The organism is Oligoflexus sp. (assembly GCF_035638955.1).
In the GTDB taxonomy this organism is placed as follows: Bacteria; Bdellovibrionota_B; Oligoflexia; order Oligoflexales; family Oligoflexaceae; genus Oligoflexus.
This window is the reverse complement of record NZ_DASQYZ010000383.1, coordinates 1-4,327: the sequence shown is the minus strand read 5'-3', so window position 1 is coordinate 4,327 and position 4,327 is coordinate 1. Positions and strand designations below refer to the sequence as shown.

The window sequence follows — 4,327 nt, the reverse complement described above, 5'->3', positions numbered from 1 at the left end:
CAGCTTATATGAAAGATACCAGCGGACATGAAGCATGATGATCTGGCGCTCAAAACAATGTCCTTTGGTGTCAAAAAGCATGAGCCGCCCTCCCAAGGTTTCCCGGAGAATACCACGGGCTTACCCAGGCGCAACACAACCGATAATTTGCGCGGAATTGCAAGACAGGAAAAAGACGATAAAAAGCCATCAAGCGCTGTTCATGCCATTACGTTGCCTAATTCCCGAAAACCTTTTCGATGACCGCCCTACAGTTATCAGCTCGACTTTTGCACTTTCTTGACGACCCACTCCTGGCCGTTAGGCATTTTTACATGCAGCAGCTGATCATTGAGCTTTTCCACAGCATAAGTGCCTTCTGGTAACTCAGCGGTGCAAGTTATGGTGATGCCTCTTCCGACCTGCATTTCTGTATCCTGCTCGACAGTTTCAGAAACGATAAAACCTGCTTCCTCATAAGTTATTTTGGTCGAGACTTGAGCTTTCCAGGATTGTTTTGTTTCTTTTGAGTGGACCACGCATTCTTGAACGAAGGTCAGTTCCTGGGCAGCAAAGCGAAACAGGGGATGAAACACGATTGATGTTTCGTTCGGGTCAGTACCAACTTGATCAGGCTCCAATTCGCTTCGCCATTCCCCCTGAAGACCGAGGGAATTATGCGCTGCTGGGACTTCTCCGGATTTCGGCTGCTTTTTGTCGGACTTTTCGCTGCCACAGCCGAGCAGGGTCATGCCTAAAACGGTGATCGCCAGGCTAGCCATTCTATCAAGTCTCATCAATGAATCTCCATGTATAGGGAAATGCCAGTCAGCTCTCGGATAAACCAACGTGTACCAACGTTCCAAGTGCAAGTTCAAGACCAAACTTCAAATTCTCGTTTCTGATGGATTTATAGCTGCCTGCGAGGCGCGACCTCAATTTTTGAGCTTAGGCTTCGTCCATAATCTGGGATACGAGTCTTGATTTCAGAACTGAGCTGTTCTGGACGGCGAGTTGTAACATAGGGCAGGGCAGTCGTCTACTAATCTCACCTCCCACGTTGCATGGAGAGTTATTGCAGGCACATGGTCGCCGGGTTCTTTCCCGTGCTCTGCGCGGGCGCAGGCGCAGGAGTAAATTTCATTTGCCGGTTGTGTAGCGGGATACTCTCGGCGGGGCGGATAGGCGCCTCCGCGCGTTACCCGGAAGCGCTGAGGAGAGCAAGGCTGACTAGCGGACTGATTGCAGCGCGGACTGCGCGGCGCTTTCTACGCTTCGAGAATCCATCGGCGGATCCTCTGGCAGCGTACAGGGCATTGGCTGAGAGCCTTGCTGCGCTTTTTTTGTCCTCTTTGGTAAACACCTGAATTTATTTGTGTGGTAACAATCAAATTCAACATTCTTCAGCAAAAGTCATCTTAAAAGTGCGCAACCCCTTTCCTAATCAGCCTTTCATTTCCGGATGGACACTAATTCAACTCATGAACCAACACAGGATCAATCAACCCTTGGCCGATGACACCACCTTTTTCATGCTTCGCCCCGAAGACCCCGTCCTGCTTGCTTCGGCGTGACAGTTTCCCGTTAATTCATCGCTGGCATTTTTCCTGAGTAATTTCGATACTGATTCTGTGTTTGACCGGAATCTTGCTGAACCCTGTCGGTTCAGTTCTTGAAACTTTGACAACGCTTACGCAGTTGCTCGCCAGGGGCTCCATTGAATTCTTGAATCTGACGGTGAACGTTGCGCTGGCCGTCCGACCTTCAGGACACATGGGGTCAGACCAAATGTAGTCCCCCGACACATGACCTGCATCCACGGAAATTATCTCAGCGGGATCAAGGTTCAGGGCGGTTGTTACAAATCTCTGCATATCGCTTGTCTGCTCGACAAGGTCAACAGGCCTGACCGAGCAAGCCTTGGCATCAGTAACAAGGGCACACATTGCAACAGTGATTCCAGCCACGAGAAATCCAAGGGTTTTCATCAACACACTCCTTACAAGATTATCGTACTCATTTTTTCCATAGACGCGTGAACAGGACCTTGCCTTTGCAATTAGGGTGCCAGCACCTGGAAGGCGCGAAGGTTCGATCGGTTGGCAGGATTTGGGAATGGAAAGCCCGGTGTAAGTCCAAAGAATGAGACACTCCAACAGTTTCTGTCTCGTTTTCTGTTATGGGTGCATTTCAGGGCTAACCCTGACGTACGCTGGAAGCCAGCCGTAACCCCCTTCTTGAGGATCGCAGCTCCGTCAGGTCCGGCTCTTTTCCCCATCTTATGATCACTCTCCGTAACGTGACCATGGGCCTTTTCAGGACAAAAAGTCAGTTTGAGATGGCAAAAAACATTCGGTCTTGTCATTTGGCAAAGACGTTGACCTCGGATACCTCTTCTCAAAATCTGAAGTCAAAGAGATAACGCTTCATAAGCAGCAGCGCCGTCCCTCACGCCAGTGCTGCGACCAAAAAATGAACTTTGTGCGAAAAAGGAAATGGACCAAACCATGGACTACGCTTCCATACTGGATTTCAGTGCCGTCCTGATTCCGTGGAGAAGACTCACTCAGCACCTGGATCAATTCTTAAGCATTCTTTCCGGGGTCCTGGTGCATCCCGTCCTCCTCGCGTTCTGAATCTAGGACGTCGTGTCCAAGATCTTAGCGCATAGCCCACAGCAATTCAGATCGATTCCTCCCACAAGCATGCTTAAGCGCACGATATTACGTAATTTCTTGAATGTGGCAACGCTTTTGCTAAAGATCTTGCGCGACGCAACACCTCTTCATTGGAGCCAAGAATGACACCATCGAATCCTGTCCCAAATTTTTTCCGAAGCCTGCTTTGTACAGGCATAAGTCTCATCCTCGTCAGCGCCTGCGGAGATTCCAAGCAAAGTGGGGGCTCAACCTCACAATTAAAGGTCACCAATGGCATTAAGAAAAAACCTGCTGAGTTCAACGCTGTGGTGAAAATCGGCGGCTGCACGTCCACTTTCGTTTCACCAACCACTTTGCTCACGGCCGCACATTGCCACACTCACCCCGGCGAACTCCCTACAGTGAATGGGGTCAAAGCCATTCGAAATGTCTCCATGTCGGACCTTACAGGCGAGCCCCGGAGCTATTCCAATGATTTGCGGGTTCTCGTCTTTCCAAATCCCATATCGCCCGATTGGATTCCTATTTCTCTCGCGCCGACTCAAGTCGGGGATGTCGTGACACTCGCAGGTTTCGGAACATATGATCGCACGACGGGCGCCAATGACGGCGAGTTCCGTTACGGCACCAACTTTCTGAATACCAAGGAAGATCTAGACCGCCTCCTGATTCTATATGGTGATCAGCGTGGTAGTGTACCGGGCCGAATAGGCCTCGATTCACTGATCGGCTCTGGCGACTCTGGGGGGCCATTGATCCGTGATCACGTTATCGTTGGCGTGAACTCCTTTGGTTCGTCTGGTAGAGGAGGGGAATTCGAAGGCAAGAGCGGGTTTGTCGCTGTTGCCCATCCCAAATCAAAGGCTTTCCTGGACAGCCTAATCTCCCAAGGCGTGGATATCCGTTTTGATACCGCAGGTACTCCGGATCGGGAATGCATTGATGTGCGCGCTGAACGTCTTTTCACGTTGGTAAAATTTGCCAAGCCTCGCTCCAAAGTCGTCAGTGTAAGCGGTCATTGGCAGGCGTCAAAAACCTGGGCTTACGTTTCCGGTTTCGGTTATCCCGCTGCTGAATGGAAGGATCGTCCCCTGAATGCCGATGCCCCTTTCGGCAGTTTGCTGGTTTTTGGCAAAAGCTCGAACGCGGAATCTCTCAACTATCTCGGTCACTGGAACGGCGTCTTTCAAGCGAAGGAACCCCTCTTGGCAGCTGCCCTGAGAATGCATGACGTCGACGGAGGATTGGACGATAACTCCGGAACGGTCCAGGCTTGCTTTGAATAAGGTCTGATAAAGCCAAACACCTGTCCCGTTCGGATCGAAAGATCGAACCGCGCCCCAGAGGAGCGGGTCAGGGCTTTGCTTATGACCGCGCTTCCCTGCTCATTCATGTGTCGAACCCATTGCAGACTCACAGAGGAATCCTGGTCAGCTTCCCTTCTTTGACAGCGAACTGTTTGTCACACCTTCCCAACCGTGGCGGGCCTGATCGCGAACTATTGAAGTCACTCAGATATATTTTTTGCTTTGGCTCCTAGCCATTTTTGAAAGGAAAATACCGTGTATTTGTGACAACAAGAGCGCGACAATGCGGATACGAAGACCCTTTTTTCGTGCAACGAATACACCGCTGTTCGGGGCTTGTGTTTGATCATGACAATAATCTCAATTCCGGCAATGATCTTC

The 4,327-nt window shown here is 50.5% G+C and carries 6 protein-coding genes; 3 read left to right on the top strand and 3 right to left on the bottom strand.

Annotation, left to right across the window (positions count from 1 at the left end; translation table 11 throughout):
• Nucleotides 1-27: 27 nt before the first annotated feature.
• Nucleotides 28-243, top strand: coding sequence for a hypothetical protein (locus VE954_RS33275; RefSeq protein WP_324961164.1), 216 nt, complete (start codon nucleotides 28-30; stop codon nucleotides 241-243).
• 14 nt (nucleotides 244-257) lie between these two features.
• On the opposite strand, the gene VE954_RS33270 is transcribed toward VE954_RS33275, so the two are convergent.
• Both VE954_RS33270 and VE954_RS33265 read right to left on the bottom strand, forming a co-directional pair.
• Nucleotides 258-845 carry a hypothetical protein gene (locus VE954_RS33270; protein ID WP_324961162.1) on the bottom strand — a complete coding sequence of 196 codons (588 nt, stop codon included), beginning with the start codon at nucleotides 843-845 and terminating at the stop codon, nucleotides 258-260.
• Nucleotides 846-1,568: 723 nt separating this feature from the next.
• On the bottom strand, nucleotides 1,569-1,967 hold the full coding sequence (locus tag VE954_RS33265; protein WP_324961160.1) for a hypothetical protein: 399 nt from the start codon (nucleotides 1,965-1,967) through the stop codon (nucleotides 1,569-1,571).
• Between the two features lie 519 nt (nucleotides 1,968-2,486).
• Here VE954_RS33265 and VE954_RS33260 point away from each other — a divergent pair.
• Both VE954_RS33260 and VE954_RS33255 read left to right on the top strand, forming a co-directional pair.
• Nucleotides 2,487-2,615: a hypothetical protein gene (locus VE954_RS33260; RefSeq protein WP_324961158.1), complete on the top strand. Its 129-nt coding sequence runs from the start codon at nucleotides 2,487-2,489 to the stop codon at nucleotides 2,613-2,615.
• A gap of 164 nt (nucleotides 2,616-2,779) precedes the next feature.
• Entirely contained in the window at nucleotides 2,780-3,925 is a 1,146-nt protein-coding gene (locus VE954_RS33255) for a trypsin-like serine protease (protein WP_324961156.1), read from the top strand.
• A gap of 221 nt (nucleotides 3,926-4,146) precedes the next feature.
• Here the strand turns inward: VE954_RS33255 and VE954_RS33250 are convergent.
• Nucleotides 4,147-4,327 (bottom strand): hypothetical protein (locus tag VE954_RS33250; RefSeq protein ID WP_324961154.1); only part of this gene is annotated, 181 nt, incomplete at its 5' end.